At 73.3% G+C, this 24,105-nt stretch carries 20 protein-coding genes; 10 read left to right on the top strand and 10 right to left on the bottom strand.

Translation table 11 applies throughout. The features are described from left to right. The first annotated feature begins 379 nt into the window (after nucleotides 1-379). Nucleotides 380-1,258 (top strand): phosphatase PAP2 family protein, encoded by an 879-nt coding sequence (locus E1284_RS08470; RefSeq protein WP_243714347.1) that lies wholly within the window; start codon nucleotides 380-382, stop codon nucleotides 1,256-1,258. 58 nt (nucleotides 1,259-1,316) lie between these two features. On the opposite strand, the gene E1284_RS08465 is transcribed toward E1284_RS08470, so the two are convergent. Beyond that, nucleotides 1,317-4,382, bottom strand: coding sequence for a bifunctional [glutamine synthetase] adenylyltransferase/[glutamine synthetase]-adenylyl-L-tyrosine phosphorylase (locus E1284_RS08465; protein WP_131938447.1), 3,066 nt, complete (start codon nucleotides 4,380-4,382; stop codon nucleotides 1,317-1,319). 28 nt (nucleotides 4,383-4,410) lie between these two features. Next, nucleotides 4,411-5,772: a glutamine synthetase family protein gene (locus tag E1284_RS08460; RefSeq protein WP_131938446.1), complete on the bottom strand. Its 1,362-nt coding sequence runs from the start codon at nucleotides 5,770-5,772 to the stop codon at nucleotides 4,411-4,413. Between the two features lie 1,002 nt (nucleotides 5,773-6,774). Here E1284_RS08460 and E1284_RS08455 point away from each other — a divergent pair. Continuing rightward, nucleotides 6,775-7,812, top strand: coding sequence for a terpene synthase family protein (locus E1284_RS08455; RefSeq protein WP_243714346.1), 1,038 nt, complete (start codon nucleotides 6,775-6,777; stop codon nucleotides 7,810-7,812). 93 nt (nucleotides 7,813-7,905) lie between these two features. On the opposite strand, the gene E1284_RS08450 is transcribed toward E1284_RS08455, so the two are convergent. After that, the gene (locus E1284_RS08450) at nucleotides 7,906-8,874 is read right to left on the bottom strand and encodes an ArsR/SmtB family transcription factor (RefSeq protein ID WP_131938445.1); all 969 of its coding nucleotides are present in this window, start codon (nucleotides 8,872-8,874) and stop codon (nucleotides 7,906-7,908) included. A 54-nt stretch (nucleotides 8,875-8,928) separates the two neighbouring features. Between E1284_RS08450 and E1284_RS08445 the strand changes: the two genes are divergently transcribed. Together E1284_RS08445 and E1284_RS08440 are read left to right on the top strand one after the other, a co-directional pair. Further along, entirely contained in the window at nucleotides 8,929-10,188 is a 1,260-nt protein-coding gene (locus E1284_RS08445) for an MDR family MFS transporter (protein ID WP_243714345.1), read from the top strand. A gap of 32 nt (nucleotides 10,189-10,220) precedes the next feature. Further along, nucleotides 10,221-12,020 (top strand): NAD+ synthase, encoded by a 1,800-nt coding sequence (locus E1284_RS08440; protein WP_131938444.1) that lies wholly within the window; start codon nucleotides 10,221-10,223, stop codon nucleotides 12,018-12,020. A 6-nt stretch (nucleotides 12,021-12,026) separates the two neighbouring features. Here the strand turns inward: E1284_RS08440 and E1284_RS08435 are convergent, their stop codons facing one another. From E1284_RS08435 to E1284_RS08425, 3 genes are all read right to left on the bottom strand, one after another. Further along, complete coding sequence (locus tag E1284_RS08435; protein ID WP_131938443.1) at nucleotides 12,027-14,138, bottom strand: SpoIIE family protein phosphatase; 2,112 nt, start codon at nucleotides 14,136-14,138, stop codon at nucleotides 12,027-12,029. Between the two features lie 137 nt (nucleotides 14,139-14,275). After that, nucleotides 14,276-14,863 (bottom strand): TetR/AcrR family transcriptional regulator, encoded by a 588-nt coding sequence (locus E1284_RS08430; RefSeq protein WP_131938442.1) that lies wholly within the window; start codon nucleotides 14,861-14,863, stop codon nucleotides 14,276-14,278. Nucleotides 14,864-14,878: 15 nt separating this feature from the next. Beyond that, nucleotides 14,879-16,444 (bottom strand): MFS transporter, encoded by a 1,566-nt coding sequence (locus E1284_RS08425; RefSeq protein ID WP_131938441.1) that lies wholly within the window; start codon nucleotides 16,442-16,444, stop codon nucleotides 14,879-14,881. Nucleotides 16,445-16,589: 145 nt separating this feature from the next. On the opposite strand from E1284_RS08425, the gene panB reads away from it, so the two are divergent. Further along, complete coding sequence (gene panB / locus E1284_RS08420; protein ID WP_131938440.1) at nucleotides 16,590-17,441, top strand: 3-methyl-2-oxobutanoate hydroxymethyltransferase; 852 nt, start codon at nucleotides 16,590-16,592, stop codon at nucleotides 17,439-17,441. Between the two features lie 63 nt (nucleotides 17,442-17,504). Here the strand turns inward: panB and E1284_RS08415 are convergent, their stop codons facing one another. Then, nucleotides 17,505-18,596: a potassium channel family protein gene (locus tag E1284_RS08415; RefSeq protein WP_131938439.1), complete on the bottom strand. Its 1,092-nt coding sequence runs from the start codon at nucleotides 18,594-18,596 to the stop codon at nucleotides 17,505-17,507. 27 nt (nucleotides 18,597-18,623) lie between these two features. Beyond that, on the bottom strand, nucleotides 18,624-19,328 hold the full coding sequence (gene npdG, locus E1284_RS08410) for an NADPH-dependent F420 reductase (protein WP_131938438.1): 705 nt from the start codon (nucleotides 19,326-19,328) through the stop codon (nucleotides 18,624-18,626). A 92-nt stretch (nucleotides 19,329-19,420) separates the two neighbouring features. Between npdG and E1284_RS08405 the strand changes: the two genes are divergently transcribed. Continuing rightward, nucleotides 19,421-20,017 carry a hypothetical protein gene (locus E1284_RS08405; RefSeq protein WP_131938437.1) on the top strand — a complete coding sequence of 199 codons (597 nt, stop codon included), beginning with the start codon at nucleotides 19,421-19,423 and terminating at the stop codon, nucleotides 20,015-20,017. A gap of 23 nt (nucleotides 20,018-20,040) precedes the next feature. Here E1284_RS08405 and E1284_RS41300 read toward each other — a convergent pair whose 3' ends face one another. Beyond that, the gene (locus E1284_RS41300; RefSeq protein WP_165965176.1) at nucleotides 20,041-20,217 is read right to left on the bottom strand and encodes a hypothetical protein; all 177 of its coding nucleotides are present in this window, start codon (nucleotides 20,215-20,217) and stop codon (nucleotides 20,041-20,043) included. Between the two features lie 68 nt (nucleotides 20,218-20,285). On the opposite strand from E1284_RS41300, the gene map reads away from it, so the two are divergent. The 3 genes from map to E1284_RS08390 are packed head-to-tail and all read left to right on the top strand — an operon-like array spanning nucleotide 20,286 to nucleotide 22,945. Then, complete coding sequence (map, locus tag E1284_RS08400) at nucleotides 20,286-21,137, top strand: type I methionyl aminopeptidase (RefSeq protein WP_131938436.1); 852 nt, start codon at nucleotides 20,286-20,288, stop codon at nucleotides 21,135-21,137. Between the two features lie 58 nt (nucleotides 21,138-21,195). Further along, complete coding sequence (locus E1284_RS08395) at nucleotides 21,196-21,885, top strand: ComEA family DNA-binding protein (RefSeq protein ID WP_131938435.1); 690 nt, start codon at nucleotides 21,196-21,198, stop codon at nucleotides 21,883-21,885. Between the two features lie 19 nt (nucleotides 21,886-21,904). After that, entirely contained in the window at nucleotides 21,905-22,945 is a 1,041-nt protein-coding gene (locus E1284_RS08390; RefSeq protein ID WP_131938434.1) for a DNA polymerase ligase N-terminal domain-containing protein, read from the top strand. On the opposite strand, the gene E1284_RS08385 is transcribed toward E1284_RS08390, so the two are convergent. Next, entirely contained in the window at nucleotides 22,939-23,562 is a 624-nt protein-coding gene (locus E1284_RS08385; protein ID WP_131938433.1) for an NAD(P)-dependent oxidoreductase, read from the bottom strand. The genes E1284_RS08390 and E1284_RS08385 overlap by 7 nt on opposite strands. A gap of 83 nt (nucleotides 23,563-23,645) precedes the next feature. Between E1284_RS08385 and E1284_RS08380 the strand changes: the two genes are divergently transcribed. After that, nucleotides 23,646-23,993, top strand: coding sequence for a winged helix-turn-helix transcriptional regulator (locus E1284_RS08380; RefSeq protein WP_131938432.1), 348 nt, complete (start codon nucleotides 23,646-23,648; stop codon nucleotides 23,991-23,993). Nucleotides 23,994-24,105 lie beyond the last annotated feature (112 nt).

Below are 24,105 nucleotides of genomic sequence, written 5' to 3'. Positions count from 1 at the left end.
GCGGAGATGTGTATAAGAGACAGCGCCGGCGACCGTGCGCCGGTGCCCGGTCGTCCCCGAGAGGGAGATCAGTCCGGAAACGGCCAGTGCGGCGGCGGACACTACCGCAATGCCGGATATGGCCCAATACCTGGCCATTCGTCCCTCCGTTCGTGTCACGGGGGGCGATCGGGACCTACCCAGGGCCTCCTATGCTGACTCCTGATCAACTCCATAGGCTCCACACGAGGAGGGAAGCGCGGGGGGATCCGCCAGGCGTCCCCAAGGCCCTCCCCCGAAAGTCCGGATACCGCATCAGGGTCGTACTACTCAAGGCTGAGATGAAGACCATTCATTGCGGTGATCTCATTCAGGGGGCCCTGAGGCAAAGATAGGTAGCATGGCTCAACCCGCCCCCCCAGCAGCCCGCAGAGGCCAGGCCGTCGCGCGGATGCGGCACCGGGTGCTCACCGCGCCCCCGGTCTGGCGTGAGCTTCTGCTGGTGCTCCTCTTCTACACCGGATATACGCTGACGCGCGTCGTGCTGGTTCAGGACGGCACGGGCCCGGCGTTCGCCCACGCGGAAGAGATCCTGCGCCTGGAGCGCGGCCTGGGGCTGGACGTCGAGCTGCACCTCAACCACACGCTGCTGGCCGTGCCGTGGCTCGCGCGGACCGCCAACATCTTCTACGCCACCATGCACTTCATCGTGACGCTCGGCGTCGTCGTCTGGCTGTACCGCTACCGGCCGCAGCACTACCGGTGGCTGCGCACGTCCATCATGGTCGCCACAGGGGTGGCGCTGATCGGCTTCTGGCTGTACCCGCTCGCCCCGCCGCGGTTCCTGCACAGCGAGGGCTTCGTCGACCCGGTGACCGCGCTGCACTCGCTCGGCCTGTACGCCAGCGACGCGTCCGGAAGCCTCACCAACCAGTACGCGGCGATGCCGTCGATGCACGCCGGCTGGTCGCTGTGGTGCGGGGTCATCCTGGTCAGGCTGGCGACGCCGCTGTGGGCGAAGGTCCTCGGCGCGCTGTACCCCGCGACGACCGTGTTCGTGATCCTGTCCACCGCCAACCACTACGTGCTGGACGCGGTGGCCGGGATGGCGCTGATCGGCGGCGCGCTGGCGGTGTCGTGGATGCTCTATATGCGCTGCCCCGTGCCGATCCTGATCGCGCGGGCCCGCATCACCCACCGGCTCGCGCAGCGCGGCGGGCGCGGCGCGAGCCGCTCGGGGGCCGGTTCCGCCGCCCCCTGCCGCGCCGGGCGGCCCTGACCGGCGTACGCCCCCTGCGGTACGTACAACCCTGGTACTACTCGGGCCCGCCGGGCGCTCACTCGGCGCCGTAGAACACGCGGTCGACGACGGCCCGCGCGCGGCGGGTGTGGCGGCGGTAGTCCTCCAGCAGGTCCCCCGGCCCCGGGTAGCCGAGGACCCGGGTGACGGCGCTGCGCTCCCGGTGGTGGTCGGTCGGCAGCAGGTCGGACGCGCGGCCCCGCACCAGCATGATCGCCCCCCGGATGCGGGTCGCCAGGCACCACGCCTCGGTGAGGACCTCGGCGTCGCCCGCGTCGAGCAGCCGGGCCGCGACGGCGGCGTCCAGCGCGTCCAGTGTGCGGGTGGTGCGCAGCCCGGGGACGTCGTGCGCGTGCTTGAGCTGGAGGATCTGCGCGACCCACTCGACGTCCGCGAGGCCGCCCGGCCCGAGCTTGGTGTGCAGCCGCCGCTCGACGCCGCGCGGCAGCCGCTCGGACTCCATCCGCGCCTTCAGCCGGCGGATCTGCCGGACGGCGTCCTCGCCGATGCCGCCCTCCGGCCAGCGGACCGGGTCGATCAGCGCGCGGAACCGGTCGCGCAGCCCCGCGTCGCCGATCAGCGGGTCGGCGCGCAGCAGCGCCTGCGCCTCCCACGGCTCCGACCAGCGGGCGTAGTAGGCGGCGTAGGACGCGAGGGTGCGCACCAGCGGCCCCTGCCGGCCCTCCGGGCGCAGGTTCGGGTCGATCACCAGCGGCGGGTCGGGGGCGGGCAGCGCGAGCAGCCTGCGCAGCTCCTCGGCGACGGCGTGCGCGGCGCGCCCGGCGGCCGCCTCGTCCGCGCCGGGCGGCGGGTCGTGCACGAACATCACGTCGGCGTCGCTGCCGTAGCCGAGCTCGTGCCCGCCGAACCGGCCCATCGCGACGACCGCCACGCGGGTCGGCAGCGGCGCCCGCGCCTCCATCTCGATCTTGTGGACGGCGGCGGCCAGCGCGGCCTCGATCGTGACGGTGGCGATGCCGGTGAGGGCGTCCCCGACCGTCCGGACGCCGGCCAGCCCGAGCAGGTCGGCGACCGCGACCCGGAACAGCTCCCGGCGCCGCAGCCCGCGCACCACCCCGACGGCCTCCTCCGCCGACCGGCTCCCTTCAGCGGCGTCCTTCTGGGGGGACGCCCCTCCGTACCGCCGGACCGCGGCCAGCGCCTCGGCGCGCAGCGCCTCTTCCGGACGCGGGGTGAGGTCGCCCTCGCCGCCGAGCAGCGCGACCGCTTCGGGGGCGCGCAGCAGCAGGTCGGTGGCGTAGCGGCTGGAGCCGAGTACCCACGCCATCCGCTCTGCGACGGTCACCTCGTCCCGCAGCAGCCGCAGGTACCAGGGCGTGGTGCCGAGCGCGTCGCTGACCTGCCGGAACCCGAGCAGGCCCGCGTCCGGGTCGGGGGCGTCGGCGAACCAGCCGAGCATCACCGGCAGCAGCGTCCGCTGGATCGCGGCGCGCCGCGACACGCCCGAGGTCAGCGCCTCGATGTGCCGGAGCGCGCCCGCCGGGTCGGCGTAGCCGAGCGCCTCCAGCCTGGTCCGGGCGGCCTCGGGGGTGAGCCGCGCCTCCTCCCCCGGCAACCGCGCCACGGCCCGCAGCAGCGGCCGGTAGAACAGCTTCTCGTGGATGCGGCGGACCTCCCGCGCATGCCGCCGCCACAGCGCGGTGAACTCCCCCACCGGGTCGGTGCGCAGGCCGAGGGCGCGGCCGAGGCGGCGCAGCCCGTCCGCCTCGTCCGGGACGAGATGGGTGCGGCGCAGCCGGTGCAGCTGGACGAGGTGCTCCACCCGCCGCAGGAACCGGTACGCCGACGTCAGCACCGCGGCGTCGTCGCGCCCGACGTAGCCGCCCCTCGACAGGGCGTCCAGGGCGTCGAGGGTGGCGCGGTCCCGCAGGGTCTCGTCACCGCGGCCGTGCACGAGCTGGAGCAGCTGCACCGAGAACTCGACGTCGCGCAGGCCGCCGGGGCCGAGCTTGAGCTGCCGCTCTGCGTCGGCGGTGCGCCGGTCCAGGTCGGTCTCGACGCGGCGCCGCATGGCCTGGACGTCCTCGACGAAGCTCTCCCCCTCGGCGGCCTTCCACACGATCGGGGTGACCATGTCGAGGTAGCGGGCGCCGAGGCCGGCGTCCCCGGCGACCGGACGGGCCTTGAGCAGCGCCTGGAACTCCCACGTCTTGGCCCACCGCTCGTAGTAGGCGCGGTGGCTGGCGAGGGTCCGCACCAGCGGCCCGGCCCTGCCCTCGGGGCGCAGCGCCGCGTCGACCTCCCAGAGCGCGCCCTCCTCGGTGCTGGCCGAGCACGCCCGCATCATCGCCGACGCCAGCCGGGTCGCGGTGCGCAGCGCGGCGTCCTCGTCGTGCCCGTCACTGGTCTCACCGGCGCCCCGCGCTTCCGCCACGAAGATCACATCGACGTCGCTGACGTAGTTCAGCTCGCGGCCCCCGGCCTTGCCCATGCCGATCACGGCGAGCCGGCACGTCCCGTGCTCGGGGACGCCGGCGCGCGCGATCGCGAGGCCCGCCTCCAGCGCGGCGGCGGCGAGGTCGGCCAGCTCGGCGGCGACCTCGGCGACGTCCGCCGAGCCGATCAGGTCGCGGCCGGCCAGCGCGAGCAGCCGGCGGCGGTAGGCGACGCGGAGGGCGGCGAGCGCGCCGTCGCCGCCGGCCACCGGCTCCTGCGCGGACGGGTCGGCGCCCACGGCGGCGAGCAGTTCGGCGCGGGGGTCACCGGCCGGGGCGGCCGGGCCGTCGCGCAGCACCCGCCAGTGGTCCGGGTGCCGGGCCAGGTGGTCGCCGAGCGCGGCGCTCACCCCGAGCACGGCCGTCAGCCGCTCCCGGGTGCCCGGCTCGGCGGCGAGGGCCGCGCGCAGCTCGCCGCCGGCGCCGTGCTCGTCGGCGGACGCGAGGAGGCGCAGCAGCCCGTCCAGCGCGAGGTCGGGGTCGGCGGTGCCGCCGAGCGCGTCGAGGAGGTCGTCGCCGGGCCGCGACCCGGTGCCGCGCTCGGCGTCCCGCAGCAGCCACTCGGCCCGCGCCGCGTCGGTGAAGCCGAGCCGCGCGAGGCGCCCGGCGAGGGAGGAACGGCGTTCGGGCGTCCGCGACTCGGTCACAGCATCAACCGTAGACCGGGCCGCCCCTTCAGAGCACCGCCAGCAGCCGCCGGCGCTCGAACTCGGTCACCTGCCGGCGGTAGTCCTCCCACTCCTGCCTCTTGTTGCGCAGGAAGAAGTCGAACACGTGCTCGCCGAGGACGTCCGCCATCAGCTCGCTGCGCTCCATCGCGTGGATCGCGTCGTCGAGGTCCTGCGGCAGCGGCTCGATGCCGAGGGCGCGCCGCTCGGCGACGGTCAGCGCCCAGACGTCGTCCTCGGCGCCCGGCGGCAGCTCGTAGCCCTCCTCGATGCCCTTCAGCCCGGCGCCGAGGATCGCCGCGAACGCCAGGTAGGGGTTCGCGGCCGTGTCCAGCGACCGGAACTCGATGCGCGTCGAGTGGCCCTTGTGCGGCTTGTACATCGGGACGCGGACGAGCGCCGACCGGTTGTTGTGCCCCCAGCAGATGTAGGACGGGGCCTCTCCCCCGGCGCCTGCGGCCGAGCCGACGTTGCCCCACAGCCGCTTGTAGGAGTTGACCCACTGGTTGCACACCGCGGTGATCTCCGCGGAGTGCCGCAGCAGCCCGGCGATGAACGCCCGCCCGACCTTGGACAGCTTGAACTCCGCACCCGGCTCGTAGAAGGCGTTGCGGTCGCCCTCGAACAGCGACATGTGGGTGTGCATGCCCGAGCCGGGGTGCTCGGTGAACGGCTTCGGCATGAAGGACGCGTGCACGCCCTGCTCCAGCGCGACCTCCTTCATCACCAGCCGGAACGTCATGATGTTGTCGGCGGTGGTGAGCGCGTCGGCGTACCGGAGGTCGATCTCCTGCTGGCCCGGGGCGCCCTCGTGGTGGCTGTACTCCACCGAGATGCCCATCGCCTCCAGCATCATGATCGCGTTGCGCCGGAAGTCGTGCGCGGCGCTGTGCGGGGTGTGGTCGAAGTAGCCGCCGGCGTCCGCGGGCTCGGGCTCGCTGCCGTCCTCCGGCTTGTCGTTGAGCAGGAAGAACTCGATCTCGGGGTGGGTGTAGAAGGTGAACCCGAGGTCGGCGGCCCGGCCCAGCGCCCGCTTCAGCACATAGCGCGGGTCGGCGAAGCTCGGCGTCCCGTCCGGCATGAGGATGTCGCAGAACATCCGGCCCACGCCGGGCGACTCCGAGCGCCAGGGCAGCACCTGGAAGGTGGACGGATCGGGCTTGGCGATCATGTCGGCCTCGTACACCCGCGCGAAGCCCTCGATCGCCGACCCGTCGAAGCCGATGCCCTCGCCGAACGCGCCCTCCAGCTCGGCGGGGGCGACGGCCACCGACTTCAGGAAGCCGAGCACGTCGGTGAACCACAGCCGGATGAAGCGGATGTCGCGCTCCTCCAGCGTGCGGAGCACGAACTCCTGCTGACGCTCCAAAGCCTTCTCCCTCGGTACTGCCCTGCCGGTGTCATCGGGGCGGGGGACGCATGCCGGCCGCGAGAGACGGTCCGGCTACCTCGCAGTATGCCCCGTCGCTGTTACCGCGACGTTACGTCCGGCCTTTCCCGCTCACGGGAAGATATCCGACTAGTCACCCTCCCCGATCCGCGCGGCGCCGCCGTCCGCGAACACCGCACGGCCGCCGCCCCCCGCGCGGGCGGCGGTCCCGCGCCGACGCTCGCGGGCGCCTCCGCATCGCGAGAGGCAGCGCGGCCTCCCGCCTTCGCCCTTGCCGGGCATGCATCCTCCACCGGCCGTCCCCGACGGCGCAGCCAATTAATTCCTCATAGTCAAAAATGAAGTCAAACAGCGAGACTGCAATCGTCCAGAATGCAATACGTCATCAACGTGTTCTTCATCACACCAAGGGGATATTGCAGGAGCGGCATGATCAACCTAGCTTGATCAACTAAGAGTAAGCGCCGGCGCATCCGCCGAGCCTGGCTGCACACTGCGACTGATCGACGGGCACCGGTCCGTCGCCGGGACGTGCAACTTCTATTTCGCAGTGGTCCTGGACTGCCCTCCGGGCCGGCCCGAACGGTATTGGGGTCCATATAACCCCAACCAGTACATCGATGTCGGCTGCGCGGACGCCGCCTTCATCAACGGGTTCGACGTGGTTCATTCCTAGCCACCGAGTTCCGGCTGGCGGCGACGTTCTGTCAAGTGCCTTTCTCCGGCCGCGGGCCGAGACTCCGCTGCCGGACTCCGAGCGCCGCCCGGCAGGAGCACTCACGCTCGGTACGTCCAGTCGATGAGCCGCCGCAGATCCACGGCGGCCCCCGGCGCTCAGGACACGGCTCCCCCATCAGCACCAAGGCCGCCGGCCCGCAGGGCGACAGGCCCGGCGGGCCGGCCGTCGTCTATCGGCGCCGGAGATCGTTTTCCCGGAAATTGACGTGGCGATCATGGTCGCTCGACGAAGTGATCATTAGCGTGGACAGCGTCGTGGACATCTCTCTTCTTCTCTCGATGAGCGACCGGGTGCCCGCGCTGGCGACCCCGTCGGCCATGCACCCGGAGTCGTGGCGGCTGTGCGCGCAGGTAGAGGCCTGGGCCCGCGGCCGGGGCCTCGTGCTCGGGGATCCCGACACCTCGCCGCTCGGCCGGGCCCGCTGCGAGCGGCTGGCCGCCCGCGTCCTGCCGTCCGCCGACCTCGCCGGGGTGGACCTGCTCGCGCGCTGGCTGGTCTGGACGCTCGCGCTCGACGACACCATGGACCATCCGCCGCTCGCCGACAGCGGCAGCGCCGTGCACGCCCTGTACGACGACCTGCTGCGCGCGATGCGGCGCGGCCACGCCCGGCCGGGCGCGCGGCCGCTGGAGGCCGCGCTGGTGGAGCTGTGGCACGCCACGTCCAAGGACATGAGCCGCGACTGGCGGCGCAGGTTCATGCTGCAGCTGGAGGCGCACCGGGACGGGTGCGCGGAGGAGTCGGTCAACCGGCGGATCCGGCACGTCCCGACGGAGGCGGAGTACGCGCCGCTGCGCCGCCGCGCGTGCGGGCCGTTCATGTACGACCTGGTCGAGCCGGTCCTCGGCGTCGAGCTGCCGGCCCGGCTGCTGCGCACGCCCCGCTGGAAGACCCTCGCCGACGGCGTCGCCGACGTCGTGGCCTGGTCCAACGACCTCGCCTCGCACGACCTGGAGTCGGCCCGCGGCGACGTCCACGACCTGCCCGCCGTGCTGGCCCGCACCCGCGGTCTCGACGCCGCGCAGGCCGCCGCCGCGGTCGCCGAGAAGATCGTCGACCGGCTGGAGGAGGCGTGGGCGGCGGCGCGGCGGCTGCCGGACATGCTGGACCGGCTGGAGCTGACCGTCGCGCAGCGCGCCGCCGCCGCGCAGGTCGTGAAGGTGCTGCTGGACACGCCGCGCGCCCACCTGGACTGGCTCGCCGAGTCGGGCCGCTACGAGCGCGAGTCGGCGCCCGGCACCGGCCCGCTGCGGCTCGACGCGCTCGCCTCGCTGCGCTGATGCTGTCACCACGTCGTTGATCTGCGGCGTGTTGTTGTTTCCGACGCGCTCATAACAACAACACGCCGCAGGTCAACGCATCCGGTGACCCTTCTAGCCGCCGGCGAGGGCGTCGCCCGTCGGGGTGCGGACGTACAGGACGCGGCGGCCCATGCGGTGCCCGGTGACCAGCCCGCACGCGCGCAGCACGCCGAGATGCTGGCTGACCGCGCCGGCCGTCACGCCGAGCCGCCGGGCCAGGTCGGTCGTCGAGGCGGGACGGGCCAGCGCGGCGAGCAGTTCGGCGCGGCGGCGCCCGATGAGCGCGGCGAGGGCGTCCGCCCTCGGCTCGGCCGGGCGGCCGCTCTCCCACAGCGTCGCGACGCCGCGCGGCGGGTAGCTGAGCATCGGCTGGTAGGGCGGCACCATCACCGACACGTTCGGCCAGACGAACGCGCTCGGGACGAGCAGCATCCCGCGTCCGGCCGGTTCGCCGCGGAAGCTCCAGCGGCGGTCGACGGTCAGCGTCCCGGCGCGCCACGACACGGCCTCGTGCAGGTCTCCGAAGACCCCGGCGGCCCCTTCGGCGGCGAGCGCGCCCGCGCGGCGCAGGACCTCCCCCTCCAGCAGGTCGCGGACGCGCGGCCAGTACGGCTCCACCGCGACCTCCCAGTACCGTTCGAGCAGGCCGGCGAGCCGCTCCAGGGAGCGTGCGGGGTCGGCGGCCAGCGCCAGCCGGGCCGGGCCCGGCCGGTTTCCGCGCTCGGTCCAGCGCAGCTCGGCGGCGACGACCGCGGGCGGCGTCGCCCGGACGACCGCCAGTTCGGCGCCGAGGTCGGGCAGCGGGGTCCGCGGCGGCGGGGTGAGGAAGTCGGGGATGTAGCCGGCCGGCGGGACGGCCGCGAACAGCGGCTCCAGGCCGAGCCCGCGCAGCCGCGGCCGGACCGTGCGCACCCACGGCAGGTGCAGCGCGTGGCCGGACGGGTCGGCGAGGACCCGCAGGCTGCGCACCAGCTCCCACAGCGGCGAGAACGCGAACCGGACGCGGGCCACGTCGTCCGGCGCGAGCACGAACTCGATCATTTAGTCCAGGCTAAATGATTACCGTCCGGGCGGCCGACACCCCACCATCGGCGGGTGACCACTCTGGACGACACTCCCGTCGCGCCCGGCCGGGGCCGGATCGCGGCGTTCCTGCACCCGCGCGTCGGCGGGTTCCCGCGGCCGTTCTGGGTGCTGTGGGCGGGAACCCTGCTCAACCGGCTCGGCACCATGGTCGAGCCGTTCCTCGGCCTCTACCTGACGACCGTGCGCGGGCTGTCGCTGGCGCAGGCCGGCGTGGTGATGGCGGTGCTCGGCGCGGGCTCGCTCGGCGGCCAGATCGCCGGCGGCCTGCTCGCCGACCGGCTCGGCCGGCGCGCGACGCTGACGCTCGCGACCGTCGGCACCGGCGCGGCGATGCTCGCGCTCGGCTACGCGCAGGGGATCGCCGCGATCGTCGCGGCGGCGCTGCTGCTCGGCGTCCTGCTGGACATGTACCGGCCCGCCGCGCAGGCGATGGTGGCCGACATCATCTCCCCCACCGAGCGGCCGCGCGCGTTCGGGCTGCTGTTCTGGGCGATCAACCTCGGCTGGGCGGTCGCGATGGTGCTCGGCGGGACGCTCGCGCAGCAGGGCTTCCTGTGGCTGTTCTGGATCGACGCGCTCACCTGCGCCGGGTTCGGGGTGCTGGTGTGGCGCGCGATCCCGGAGACGCGGTCGCGGGACGTCCCGCCGGACAAGCGCGGCGGGTTCGGGCGCGCCCTGCGCGACCGGGTCATGGTCGGCTACGTGCTGGTCACCCTCGTGTACACGTTCGTGCTGATGCAGGGCATGACGACGATGCCGCTCGCGATGAAGGAGGACGGTCTCGGGCCGCAGGCCTACGGCCTCGCCATCGCCGCGAACGGGGTGCTGATCATCATCGTCCAGCCGCCGGTGAACGCCTGGCTGGCCCGGCGCGACCACAGCCTGGTGATGGTCGCGGGGTTCGTCCTGGTCGGGATCGGCTACGGGCTCACCTCGCTCGCCTCGACCGTCCTCGCCTACACCGCGACGATCCTGGTGTGGACGCTCGGGGAGATCACGGCGGCGTCCGTCCTGCAGGCGGTCGTGGCCGACCTCGCCCCCGCGGACCTGCGCGGCCGGTACGGCGGCCTGTACGGGATGGCGTGGTCGGGCGGCTTCCTGCTGGCGCCCCTCGGCGGCACCCAGCTGCTCGGCACCGGCGGGGCCGCCGCGCTATGGCTGACCTGCGCGGCACTGGCCTTCGTAGCGGCGGCCGCCCAGCTCGCCCTGGCCCCCGCGATCAGGCGCCGCAGGGCCCTCGCCCTCGACGCACACTTCTCGTCAAAGTGACGAAACCACCTCCGGCGTTCTACCCTGGGAGCGTGGCACAGCTCAGGATCGCGCTCGCGCAGGTGAACCCGACCGTCGGCGACCTCGACGGCAACGCCGACCTGATCGTGGAATGGAGCCGGCGCGCCGCCGACGCGGGCGCGCACCTGGTCGCCTTCCCCGAGATGATGCTGACCGGCTACCCGGTGGAGGACCTCGCGCTCCGCGCGTCCTTCGTCGAGGCGTGCCGGCGGGCCCTGGACCGGCTCGCCCGCCGGCTCGCCGACGAGGGCCTCGGCGGCCTCCCCGTCGTCACCGGCTACCTGGACCGCCGCTCCGTCGGCCTCGTCCGCTCCGGGCAGCCGGCCGGCGCGCCCCTCGACGCCGCGGCGTGGCTGCACAACGGGGAGGTGCTGGTCCGCTCGGCGAAGCACCACCTGCCGAACTACGGCGTCTTCGACGAGTACCGCATCTTCGTGCGCGGCGACCGGCTGCCGGTCGTCCGCGTCCACGGCGTCGACGTCGCCACCGTCATCTGCGAGGACCTCTGGCAGGACGGCGGCCCGGTCAGCGTCACCTCGACCTCCGGCGCGGGGCTGCTCCTGTCCATCAACGCGTCCCCCTACGAGCGCAACAAGGACGACGTCCGCCTCGACCTGTGCGCCGAGCGCGCCCGCGAGGCGGGCTGCGCCCTCGCCTACGTCAACATGGTCGGCGGCCAGGACGAGCTCGTCTTCGACGGCGACTCGGTCATCGTCGGCCCCGACGGCACCCCCCTCGCCCGCGCGCCCCAGTTCGTCGAGCACCTCCTCGTCGCCGACCTGGCGCTGCCCGCCGCGGACGCGTCCGAACCCGGCCGCACCCCCGTCGACGCCCCCGACGGCACCACGATCACCGTCGACCGGCACGTCCTCACCCCGGACCCGCTGCCCGCCTACCCGGTGCTGCCGCAGAGCGCCGCCGCGCCCATGGACGACCTCGCCGAGATCTACGCGGCCCTGGTCCTCGGCACCCGCGACTACGTCCGCAAGAACGGCTTCCGCTCGGTCGTCCTCGGCCTGTCCGGCGGCATCGACTCCGCGCTCGTCGCCACCATCGCCTCCGACGCGATCGGCCCGGAGAACGTGCACGCCGTCCTGCTCCCCAGCCGCTACTCCTCCGAGGGCTCCGTCGTGGACGCCGAGGACCTCGTCAAACGCCAGGGGATCAACTCGAGCACCGTCCCCATCGCCGACATGGTGGAGGCGTTCGAGAGGCACCTCGACCTGCACGGCCTCGCCGCCGAGAACCTCCAGGCCCGCATCCGCGCCAACGTCTGGATGGCCCTGTCGAACGAGCACGGCCACCTCGTGCTGACCGGCGGCAACAAGAGCGAGCTCGCCACCGGCTACTCCACCCTCTACGGCGACTCCGCCGGCGGCTTCGCCCCCATCAAGGACGTCTTCAAGCTCACCGTCTGGGACCTCGCCCGCTGGCGCAACACCCGGGCCGGCTGCAACAGCGAGACAAGCAGGGACCTGCCGTTCCTGCACCCGTTCGCGCAGGAGCCCATCCCCGAGGCGATCATCGTCAAGGAGCCGTCCGCCGAACTCCGTCCCGGCCAGCGCGACCGCGACTCCCTCCCCGAGTACACGGTCCTCGACCCGGTCCTCGCCGACTACGTGGAGCGCGACATGGGCCGCGAGTCCCTCATCGCCGCCGGCCACGCCCCGGACCTGGTGGACCGCGCCATCCGCCTGGTCGACATAGCCGAGTACAAGCGCCGGCAGTACCCCCCGGGCCCCAAGATCACCCCCAAGAACTTCGGCCGCGACCGCCGCCTCCCCATCACCAACGCCTGGCGCGAGAGGTAGCGGGTCTCAGCCCCTGTGGTGGCTCTCGCCGGGCCAGGTCTCCTCGGGATAGGCGGGGACCTGTTCGGAGGCGTCGGGGTCGATGCCGGGGACGATCTGCTCGCACCAGACGACCTTGCCGGCGGCGGTGCGGCGGGTGCCCCAGCGGTGGGCGAGCTGGCTGACGACGAGGAGGCCGCGGCCGTTCTCGTCGTCGTCCTCGGCGCGGCGGAGGCGGGGCAGCGCGGCGGACCGGTCCAGGACCTCGCAGACGAGGGTGCGCTCCAGGAGGAGGCGCAGCACGATGGGGCCGGGCGCGTAGCGGAGCGCGTTGGTGATGAGCTCCGAGGCGAGGAGCTCGGTGGTGTAGTCGAGGTCGCCGAGGCCCCACTCCTCCAGCTTGGAGCTGACGAGGCCGCGGGCGCGGCGGACGGCGGCCGGGTCGGCGGGCAGCGTCCAGGAGGCGTAGCGGTCCTCGGGGAGGCGGCGGAGGCGGGCGATGAGGACGGCGATGTCGTCGCGGTGCTGGTCGGCGTAGACGCCGGCCAGGGTCGCCTTGGCGAGGTCCTCCATGGAGCGGTCGACGGAGTCGGGGCCGAAGATCTTCTGCAGCCGGGCGAGGCCGTCGTCGATGTCGCGGCCGCGGTTCTCGACGAGGCCGTCGGTGTAGATGACGAAGAGGCTGCCGTCCTCGACGGTGAACTCGCGGCTCTCGATGGCGGCGCCGCCGGCGACGCCGAGCGGCGGCGCGGGCGGGACCTGCAGGTACTCGTTGTCGCCGGCGGGGGTCGCGAGCAGCGGCGGCAGGTGCCCGGCGGACGCGATCTCTATCGTGCCCGTCGTCGCGTCGTACACCGCGTAGACGCAGGTGGCGAAGTGCGGCTCCTGCTCGCCGAGCTCGATCATCAGCTCGTGCATGACGTGCAGCGCGTCGGCGGGCGGCAGCTCCAGGTTCGCGAGGGTGTGCAGCGCGGTGCGGAGCCGGCCCATGGTGACGGCGGCGCGGACGCCGTGCCCGGCGACGTCCCCGACGATGAGGGCGACGCGGGCGCCGGGCAGCGCTATCGACTCGTACCAGTCGCCGCCGACCTCGACGAGCTTGCTGCCGGGCAGGTAGCGGTGCCGGACCTCGACCGAGGACGGCGCCGACAGCCGCAGCGGCAGCAGGCTGCGCTGCAGCGCGAGGGCGGTGGAGCGCTCGCGGCTGAACTTGCGGGCGTTGTCGATGACGATCGCGGCGCGGGTCGCGAACTCCATGCCGATCTCGACGTCGTAGGCGTCGAACTTGCGGAACCCGGGGACGCGGGTGCAGGCGATGAAGCCGAGCAGGGTGTCGCGCGCGATCATCGGCAGCAGCACCATCGACACGTCGGACAGCAGGTCACCGGCCGGCCCGCGGCGCCACAGCCGGCCGATCTCGCTCGCGGCGTCCATCGTGACGTGCGGCAGGTGGACGGGCCGGGCCGTCTCCATGACCTGCCGGTACGGGGTGCCCTCGGGGAAGACGAGCACCTCGCCGACGGGGAACGTGGACGTCCACGCCGGGTTGCCGTCGTCGGAGGTGACCGCTATGCGGCGCAGCACCGCCGACCCCGACTCGCTGTGCACCTCGTCGGAGGCGACGAGGCTCTCCAGCACCAGCACGGACGCGGCGTTGCAGTAGTGCGGGACGACGACGTCGACGAGGCCGCGGGCGGACTGGTCGAGGTCGAGGGACGCGCCGAACCGGGTGAGCTGGTCGTCCATCAGCGCGCGGCGCATGAGGGCCGGGTCCTGGTAGCGCTCGCTGGGCGGCAGCTCGACCCGGACGAACAGCAGCGCGGCGGGCGCGGCGCCCTCGTCGCCGCCGACCATCGGCTGCACGGTGACGAGGGCGTTGCCGGACCCCCCGTCGCCGCGCAGCACGGTCATCACGCCGTTGCGCTCCTGGTCGCCGACCTCCAGCAGGGCCTCCAGCTCGGCCTTGGCCTCGTCCCCCACCAGGTCGGTGGCGGGACGGCCGATCAGGTCCTCTGGGGCCCGGCCGAGGACGGCCCGGGCGTTCGGCCCGCACTGCACGATCCGCCTGGCACCGTCGATGCCCAGGACCAGGGTCCGGGACGCCGAATCGGTGGCGGGCGCATCGCCTCGCGGCGCCATGACGGATCTCACCTGACGCGCTCCAGACAGCCGGTCGTCTCAGCACTACCCAGCGACAGTATGGGGCATGACCCCCTCGCGATGGGAGAAGATCACGCTTACCGTGCCGAAATCGCTTCGGTTCCGCCGCCCGCGCGTCACCGCGCGGGCGCTCCGATGCCCCGCAGGAGGGTGTCGACGACGGCTTCGGCGTGCCCGGCGGGGACGGTCTCCTGCGGCCTGCGCGGCAGCAGCGAGCCGAGCAGCATCGACATCGCCACCTCCACGTCGAGGCCGGCGCGCAGCTCCCCGGTCCCGACGCCGCGCCGCAGCACCCGGCGGACGATGTCGCGGCGCGGCTCGATGATGTCGCGCTTGTAGCGGGCGTACAGCTCGGGATGCTTCTCCGCGCCGCCGGCGACGTTCCAGAAGCAGCGCGAGTACCGGCTGTTGCGCTCGTCGGTCAGCGCGAGCGCCAGTTCGACGAGGTCGTCCCGGACGGACCCGCCGGACGGCTCGGGCAGCGGCGTCTTCGCCGCGCCGAGCGCGTCCAGGATCAGCGCGTCCTTGCTGGGCCAGCGCCGGTAGATGGTCGTCTTCCCGACGCCGGCCCGGGCGGCGACCGCCTCGATGGACAGGCCCGCCAGCCCCGGCTCCTCGGCGAGGAGGTCGAGGGCCGCCTCGATGATGGCCTTCTCGGCCCGCTCGCTGCGGGGCCGTCCGCCGCGCCGCTCGGTCTCGGTCATGGTTCCCTCACGCTCTCACACCGCGGCCTTCTCCGGCCGCCGCGGCGCGTCGGTCTCCGCGGCGGGCGCGGCCTGGGCGCGTCCCGGCATCCATGTGAGGACGACCAGCGCGCCGAGGACGGCGATGACCGCCGCGGCGGCGGACGCGGTGTGCATGGCGTTGACGAACGCGATGTCGGCGTGCCCGGCGAGCCGCTCCCCCGCGGCGCCCAGCCGGGCGGCCACGGCGTGCGCGCCCTCGATGGACTCGCCGGCGGCCTCCCGGGCGCCGGCGGGCAGCGCGGCGAGGTCGCCGTCCAGGTCGCGGCGGTAGACGGAGGCGACGACGGACCCGAGCACGGCCACGCCCATCGCGACGGCGACCTGCCGGGCGACGTTGTTGATGGCCGAGCCGGCGCCCGCCTTCTCGCGGGGCAGCGCCGACATGACGGACTCGGTGGCGGGCGGCATGACGTTGGCCATCCCGGTGCCCTGCACGAAGAAGATCACGCCGAGGATCCACATCGGGGTGTCGGTGCCGACGAACCGGTAGCTCGCCAGCGCGGCGGCGACGAGCAGGAGGCCGGTCGTGCAGACCGCCTTGGCGCCGAAGCGGCGGACCATCTCGGCGCTGCGCGGCGCGAACGCGAGCTGGGCGATCGCGAACGGCAGCACCATCGCGCCGGACTCCAGCGGGGTCAGCCCGCGCACCGACTGCATGTAGAAGTTGGCGAAGAAGAACACGCCGCTCGCGGCGAAGAAGCACAGCGCGATGGACGCGACGGCGGCCGACAATCGCGGGTCCCTGAACAGCCGGACGTCGAACGCCGGGGACGAGGAGCGCGCCTCGTGCGCGACGAACAGCGCGATGACGGCGGCGCCGGCGAGGATCGGGCCGAGCACGGACGGCGCCAGCCAGTCGCCCTTCTCCCCGCCCTGGATGATCCCGTACGACAGGACGACCAGGCCGATGACCGACAGCACGACGCCGAGCGGGTCGAGCCGTCCGGGCTCGGGGTTGCGCGACTCGGGCACGAGGAACGCCATGAGCGTCACACCGACCGCGATGACCGGAACGTTGACGAGGAAGACCGAGCCCCACCAGAAGTGGGCGAGCAGCAGGCCGCCGGTGAGCGGGCCGATCGCGACGCCGAGGCCGACCGCGCCGGCCCAGATGCCGATGGCGCGGGCGCGCTCGGCCGGCTCGAAGACGTTGGTGATGATCGACAGCGTCTGCGGCATGACCGCGGCGCCGCCGAGGCCCATCAGCGCGCGGGCGTAGATGAGCTGGTCCGGGGACTGCGCGTAGGCCGACACCAGCGAGGCGAGGGCGAACACCGCCATGCCGCCGATGAGCACGCGCTTGCGCCCGATCCGGTCGCCGATCACGCCGAAGGTGAACAGCAGGCCCGCGAAGACGAGCGTGTAGGAGTTGATCGACCACTCGAGCTGGCTCTGCGTGGCGCCGAGCCCCTTCTCCGGGTCGGCGATGGTCTTGAGCGCGACGTTGAGGATGGTGTTGTCGAGCACCACCACCAGCAGGCTCATGGTCAGCACGCCGAGGATGTACCAGCGGCGCCGCCGGATCGTCTGGGGGTCCATGTCGATACGGAACCGTATCGTTTCGGAACTTGTTCCCGGCCGTCCGGAATCGGGAATCGCGGGGGTTCCCGAATCGTTTCCCAAGTGGCACGATCGGAGCTGTCTGGGTACGCCACCGTGGCGCCTCAAGACGGGAGGATCCCGCATGTCTTCTTCTGCCATGCCCCCGGCGCAGCCGACCGCACTGTACGGCGGTACGAGCGGGCGCAGGGTGACCGTACGCGACATCGCCGCCGCCAAGGAGCGGCACGAGAAGTGGCCGATGCTCACCGCGTACGACGCGCTCACCGCACGGATCTTCGACGAGGCCGGCATCCCCGTGCTGCTCGTCGGCGACTCGGCCGCGATGGTCGTCTACGGCTACGACTCCACGATCCCCGTCACCGTGGACGACCTCATCCCGCTGACCGCGGCCGTCGTCCGCGGCTCCAAGCGCGCCATGGTCGTCGCCGACCTGCCGTTCGGCTCGTACCAGACGGGCGTCGCGGAGGCGCTGACCACCGCCACCCGCTTCATGAAGGAGACCGGCGCGCACGCCGTCAAGCTGGAGGGCGGCCGCCGGAACATCCCGCAGGTCGAGGCGATGGTCGCCGCCGGCATCCCGGTCATGGGGCACCTCGGCCTCACCCCGCAGTCGGTGAACGCCTTCGGCGGCTACCGGGTGCAGGGCCGCGGCCAGGACGGCGACGAGCTCATGGCCGACGCGAAGGCCCTGGAGGCCGCCGGCGCGTTCTCCGTCGTCCTCGAATGCGTCCCCGAGGACCTCGCCGCCCGCGTCACCTCGTCGCTGTCCATCCCGACGATCGGCATCGGCGGCGGCAACCGGACCGACGCGCAGGTCCTCGTCTGGCAGGACATGGCGGGCCTCACCCCGCACACCGCGAAGTTCGTCAAGAAGTTCGCCGACATGAACACCCTGCTCGGCGACGCCGCGCGCAGCTACGCCGACGAGGTCGTCAGCGGCGTCTACCCCGCGCCCGAGCACGCCTACCGCTGAGCCGCGCCCGGAGGCCCGGCCGCACCCCGCGCGCACGCGGGGACGCGGCCGGGTCCTCCCGCGTCAGCGGCCGGACGCGCGCGACGCGCCCGCCCCGTCCCCGTCCTTGTCCTTGTCCTTGGACGCGGCCCGCAGCCGCGGCGACGAGCGCACCACGATCAGCCGGTCGCCGGCTTCGAGCACCGTGCACTCGGGGTGGTCGAACGGCAGCGTCCGGCCGTCCCGGACGACCGCGAGCACCGGCTGGCGCACCGCGCCGAGCGACCCGCCGACCTCCTCCGCGAGCACCTCGCGCGACACCAGGTCGAGGCCGCTGCCCTGCTCCAGGAGGTCCTCGATGACCTCGCTGACGCTCGGCTGGCTGGTGGACATCCCGAGCAGCCGCCCCGCCGCCTCCGACGAGGTCACCACGCGGTCGGCGCCCGACTGCCGCAGCAGCGGGGCGTTCTCCGACTCGCGCACCGACGCCTGGATCCCGGCGTGCGGGTTCAGCTGCCGCGCGGTGAGGGTGATCAGCACCGCGGTGTCGTCGCGGGCGCTCGCCACCACGATCTCCCGGGCCCGCTGCACCGCCGCCTGCTTGAGCACCGAGCTGCGCGTCGCGTCCCCGACGATGCTGACGAACCCGGCCTCCGCCGCCTCGGCGACCACGCGCGGGTCCGGGTCCACGACGACGATGGAGTCGCGTTCGACGCCGGTGCTCAGCAGGGTCTTGATGGCGCTGCGGCCCTTCGTGCCGTAGCCGGCCACCACGATGTGGTCGCGCACGCGTGCCCTCCAGCGTGACTTGCGCCAGTCCTCGCGGGTGCGTTCCGCCAGTACCTCCAGGGTCGTGCCCACGAGGACGATGAGGAACAGCACCCGCACGGGGGTGATGAAGACGATGTTGACGAACCGCGCCCCCTCCCCGACCGGCGTGATGTCGCCGTAGCCGGTGGTGGAGACGGTGACCGTCGCGTAGTAGAAGGCGTCCAGCAGCGACAGCCTCCCGTCGCCGCTGTCGCGGTAGCCGTCGCGGTCGGCGTACACGGCGGCGACCACGGCGAACAGCAGCAGCAGCGCGATCCCGACGCGCTTGGCCACCGCGCGCAGCGGCCCCGTCGTGGACGAGGGCAGCAGCACCAGCGGGCGCCGCGCCGCCTCAGGATCGTTCAAGCTCGGCACCGGACCGACCTTAAACGGTCACACGTCCGTGATGCGCAGGCCGGCGTGGGCCTTGTAGCGGCGGTTCATGGAGATGAGGTTGGCGGTGAACGCCTCGACCTGGTGGGCGTTGTGGAGGCGGCCGCCGTAGACGCCGCGCATGCCGGGGATGCGGCCGGCGAGGGACTGGACGAGGTCGGTGGCCTCGCGGTCGTTGCCGAGGACGAGGACGTCCAGTTCCATCTCGTCCACGCCCGGGTCGAGCAGCAGCTTGGCGGAGACGTGGTGGAACGCGGCGACGACGCGGCTGTCGGCCAGCACCGCGGCGGCCTGCTCGGCGGCGCTGCCCTCCTCGACCGGCAGCGCGAACGCGCCCTTGCCCTTCTCGAAGCCGAGCGGGTTCACGCAGTCCACGACGATCTTGCCGGCCAGCTCGGCGCGCAGCGACTCCAGCGTGGCCTTGTGGCCGTCCCACGGGACGGCGACGACGACCACGTCCGACCGCCCGGCGGCGACCGGGTTCTCCGCACCGGAGATCCGCAGGCCGTCCCGCTCGGCGGCCAGCTCGTCGGCGGCGGCCTGGGCGCGCTCGGCCTTGCGCGACCCGATCGTCACCGTGTGCCCGGCCAGCGCGAACCGGCGCGCGAGCCCCTTGCCCTGGTCGCCGGTGCCGCCGAGGATGCCGATCGACAGGCCGTCGACGTCGGGAAGGTCGTAGGGCGTCTTGCGCTGCTGCTCAGTCATGGCGCCGAGTCTGCCAAACCCGGTCCGGCGGACGGTGCCCCGGGCTCCCGTATCGGCGGAAACGGCCTGATCGGGGGTTCCGGTGCGGCACCATGGTGCCCGTGGACGCCGAGCAGATCACCATGTTGCGCGAGGTCCTGTCGACGACGGGCTGGCTGGAGCGGACCGGGGAGTTCGGCCGCGCGCTGCGCACCACCTCCCGGACCCCGGGCGGGCTGCTGCTGGTCGGCACGCCCGGCGGCGACCCGTGGCACCTGGCGGCGCACCTGGACGACGAGAGCCGGCTCGGCGGCGCCCCCGGCCTCGCGCCCACGCTGGTGCGCTGGACGCCGCCGCCGAACGCGCCCGCGCACCTGCGCATCGGGCTGGAGCGGCTGGAGGCGGCGCGGCGCGGCGAGACGCTGTTCGTCGTCGCCGAGGAGGACGCGCCCGTCCCGCTGCTGGAGCGGGTCGACGACGCGCGCCGCACCGGCGCGACCATCCTGGCGCTGGAGGGCGGCGACCGGGAGCTGCGGGGCCTCGCCCACGAGGCGCTGACCGTCCCGAAGGACGAGGCGCTCATGTCGTTCGACGGCGCGCAGCACCTCGTCAGCGCGGCGGCCGGGCAGGAGCCCGCGCGCACTCCGCGCGGGCTCCGCCACCGCCTCGCCAAACTGCTCGACGCCGTGTCGGGGCCCGTCGTCGACTAGCGGGGAGGCGGCCGGCCATCGGGCTAGTCCTCGTTCTGCTTGCGCCACGCCTCGTTGCGCTCGCGGGCGAGCGCGAGGGCGTTCGCGGCCTCCCCCTCGGACGCGTACGGGCCCATGCGGTCCTTGCCGGGGCAGCCCGCCCCGTGCTCGACCTTCATGTGCTTCAGGCAGAACCACCAGTCGCCGTCGTCGTCCGCCATCGGCGCTCCTCTCGCTCGCGCTCGCACGGGATTCGTTGCCCCGATCCCGCTGACTACACTCCATCACTATGACGACCCAGCTGCTCCGGCCCGGCAACGTTTCACCGATGCGCAAGGTCCCGTCGAGCATCCCGCGGCCGGAGTACGTGGGGAAGAAGCGGCCGCGGACCGGGGAGCCCGACGTCAAGACGCCCGAGATCATCGAGCGGATGCGGGTGGCGGGGAAGATCGCGGCGCAGGCGCTGCAGGAGGTCGGCCGGCACGTCCGGCCGGGGATCACCACCGACGAGCTCGACCGGATCGGGCACGAGTACATGCTCGACCACGGGGCCTACCCGTCCACGCTCGGGTACCGGGGGTTCCCCAAGTCGCTGTGCACCTCGATCAACGAGGTGATCTGCCACGGCATCCCGGACGACACGGTCCTGCGCGACGGCGACATCATCAACGTCGACATCACCGCCTACATCGACGGCGTGCACGGCGACACCGACGCGACGTTCCTGTGCGGCGACGTCGACGAGGAGTCGCGGCTGCTGGTGGAGCGCACCCACGAGGCGGCCATGCGCGGCATCCGCGCGGTCAAGCCGGGACGCGCGCTGAACGTGATCGGGCGGGTCATCGAGTCCTACGCCAAGCGGTTCGGGTACGGGGTCGTCCGCGACTTCACCGGGCACGGGATCGGCACGACGTTCCACTCCGGCCTGGTCGTCCCGCACTACGACGACCCGAACGCCACGACGATCATCGAGCCGGGGATGACGTTCACGATCGAGCCGATGCTGACGCTCGGCTCCCACGACTACGACATGTGGCCGGACGGCTGGACGGTCGTCACCAAGGACCGCAGGCGCACGGCGCAGTTCGAGCACACGCTGCTGGTGACCGACGACGGCCACGAAATCCTCACCCTGCCGTGACAGTCCTGTTGATCTAGGGTCCGATTCGTCCCCTTACCGGCCGGGAGAGTCTCTAGAGATGAACGCCCCAGCGCCGTATGAGCCGCGGGTTCCGTCCGACAGCATGCCGCCGGGGCGGGCCGCGCTGAGCGTGACGTGGGCGGCGCTCCCGTTCCTGACCCTCGGCTACGCGACGCCGTTCACGTTCGCGGCGGCGGCGCTGTGGCGGCGCAGCGTGCACCTCATGGTGTCGGCGGCCGCGTACCTGGGCGTGTTCGCGGCGGCGATGTTCCTGCTCCCCGGCATCGGCAAGGACGACGGCACCGAGCGGACGGTCGGCGTCCTGCTGTTCGTCCTCGCGGTGGTCGGCTGCGGGCACGCGTTCCTGATCCGGCGCCGGGTGTTCGACCCGCACGGGCTGTCGGCGGTCGACAACGAGGCCGTGGTCGAGCGGGTCAAGCGGCGGCGGCTGCTGCGGGAGAAGGCGCGTGAGCTGGCCGCGGCCGACCCGGGCCTCGCCAGGGAGCTGCGGATCGGGCGTCCCGACCTGCCGCGCCAGTACAACGACGGCGGGCTCGTCGACGTCAACCACGCCCCGGCGGAGGCGCTGACGCTGCTGCCCGGCATCACCCCGGAGCTGGCGGGGAAGATCGAGCGGGTCCGGGAGGAGGCGGGCGGGTTCATGTCCGCCGAGGAGCTGTCGGCCGTGGCGGGGCTGCCGCCGTCGCTGACGAGCGACCTCGCCGACTACGCCGTCTTCATCCGCTGATCTCGGGTATGCACCGTGCGTGGCCCCCAAGAAGCGGAAGAACGGCGGCGACCGGCTGGCGGAGTACCGGGGCAGGCGCGATCCGGGGAGGACGCCGGAGCCCGTCCCGCGGGAGAAGGCCCTGCCGCAGGGGAACGACGACACGTTCGTCGTCCAGGAGCACCACGCGACCAGCCTGCACTGGGACCTGCGCCTCGAACGCGACGGTGTGCTGGTGTCGTGGGCGGTCCCGAAGGGCCTGCCGTGGAGCCCGGAGACGAACCATCTGGCCGTGCGCACCGAGGACCATCCGCTGGAGTACGCGGCGTTCGAGGGCGAGATCCCGCACGGTGAGTACGGCGCCGGGCAGATGACCGTCTGGGATCGCGGGACGTACGAGACCGAGAAGTGGTCCGAGCGCGAGGTGAAGATCGTCGTCCACGGCTCGCGGGTGTCCGGCCGGTACGCGCTGTTCCGGACGCGCGGCAGGAACTGGATGATCCACCGGATGGACCCGCCGGCCGACCCGGACGCCGAGCCGCTGCCCGAGTCGGTGCTCCCGATGCGCCCGGCCGAGAAGGCGCGCCTCCCCCGCGACCAGGAGGGCTGGGCGTTCGAGTTCGCCTGGGGCGGCCGGCGGACGGCCGCCTACGTCGAGGGCGGCCGGACCCGGTTCACCGACGGCCGGGGCCGCGCCGTGGACGGGCCCGGCGGGCTCGGCTCCCGGCTCGGCGCCGAACTCGGCGCCCGGCGGACGGTGCTGGACGGCGAGCTGGCCGTCCTGGACGGCCGCGAGACGTACATGATCTACGACCTGCTCCATCTGGACGGGCATCCGCTGCTGGACGTCCCGTACCGGGAGCGGCGCGTGCGGCTCGACGGGCTCGGGCTGTCGGGGCCGATGTGGCAGACGGCCCCCTGGTTCCCGGGTGACGGCGACGCCGTCCGGGACGCGGCCCGCGACCAGCGCCTGCCGGGCGTCCTCGCCAAGCGCCTGGACTCCCCGTACGAGCCGGGCGAGGAGTCCGGCGCCTGGCGCTTCGTCCCCGTAGGCGGGTCTCGGCAGGCCCCGCCTCAGTAGGCCACGGTGATGCGGCGTTGGACGGCGTTCCCCTTCTCCAGCTCGTCGATCAGCGCGATCGCGTAGTCCTCGGCGCTGATGGCGCTGTTGCCCTCGGCGTCGGTGAGCAACTGGTCGCCGCCCAGCCGGAACGCGCCGGTGCGCTCGCCCGGCTGGATGACGGCGGCGGGCGAGATGTAGGTCCAGTCGAGGTCGCCGGCCTCGGCCCGGATGACGCCGAGCTGCTCCGCCGCCGCGAGCGCCTCGGCCTTGTACATCTCGGGGAACTCGGGGGTGTCCACGAGGCGGACGCCGGGCGCGGCCTCCAGGCTGCCGGCGCCGCCCACCACGATCAGCCGGCGGACGCCGGCCCGCCGCAGCCCGTCGAGCACGCCGCGCGTGGTGGCGAGCAGCGGGCCGGTCGTCTCCGACCCGTCGCGGGGCGGCGGGACCGACAGCACCGCGGCGTCGTGCCCGGCGGCGAGCCCGGCGATCGCGGCGGCGTCGCCCGCCTCGGCCTTCGCCGTCCCCGCGCCGCCGCTGCGGGTGACGCCGGTGACCTCGTGGCCGCGGCGGCGGGCCTCGTCCGCGACGCGGCTCCCGACCATCCCGGTCGCACCGATCAGCAGGATCTTCACGTGACCTCCTCGAACGTCGTTCTTTCGACGGTATCCATCGGATACTGGTTACTTCAACGTGCCATTGGTACCCTTTGGGAACTATGAGAGGCGACGCGTTCGACCCCGACTGCCCGACCCGGCTGATCCTCGACCGCATCGGCGACAAGTGGTCGGTGCTGGTCGTGCTCAGCCTGACCGGCGGCCCGCGCCGGTTCACCCAGCTCCGCGACACGATCGGCGGAGTGACCCCCAAGGTGCTCACGCAGACCCTGCGCGCGATGGAGCGCGACGGGCTCCTCGTCCGGACGGTCTACGCCGAGGTGCCGCCCCGGGTCGAGTACGCCCTCACCCCGCTCGGCCTGTCGCTGCAGACGCCGATCAAGGCCGTCGCCGACTGGGCGGAGGAGAACGTCGGGGCCGTCCTGTCCGCCCGCGAGGCGCACGCCTGACGGCGGAACCGGACCGCGCTCCCCCGCATCAAAGGGACGTTGCACCCGCTTCGGCGCGTCGCCACAGAAACCGATCATGCGCGGGTTAGAGTCCCGCCCTGAGTACGGGCGG

It is taken from the genome of Actinomadura bangladeshensis (assembly GCF_004348335.1).
GTDB classification, from domain to species: Bacteria; Actinomycetota; Actinomycetes; order Streptosporangiales; family Streptosporangiaceae; genus Spirillospora; species Spirillospora bangladeshensis.
This window is presented reverse-complemented; position numbering and strand designations above follow the sequence as displayed.